The 234-nt window shown below is 55.1% G+C and carries 1 rRNA gene; it reads right to left on the bottom strand.

Annotated features, from left to right (window positions below):
• Nucleotides 1-234: ribosomal RNA gene (locus tag R2X38_RS26725) — 16S ribosomal RNA — on the bottom strand; the annotation flags it as partial.

The raw sequence follows: 234 nt of genomic DNA, 5'->3' as shown, positions 1-234 counted from the left end.
GATCATCCTCTCAGACCAGCTAGAGATCGTCGCCTTGGTGAGCTCTTACCTCACCAACTAGCTAATCTCACCTGGGCACATCCTAGCGCGCGAGGTCCGAAGATCCCCCGCTTTGCTCCCCTCTACCTAAAGAAAGGAGATTATGCGGTATTAGCCATCGTTTCCAATGGTTATCCCCCACACTAGGGCAGTTTCCCAGGCATTACTCACCCGTCCGCCGCTCGCCGCCCATAA

Source organism: Photobacterium rosenbergii, assembly GCF_033022775.1.
In the GTDB taxonomy this organism is placed as follows: domain Bacteria; phylum Pseudomonadota; class Gammaproteobacteria; order Enterobacterales; family Vibrionaceae; genus Photobacterium; species Photobacterium rosenbergii_A.
The sequence above is the reverse complement of the archived record's forward strand: the minus strand, read 5'-3'. Positions and strand labels throughout refer to the sequence as shown.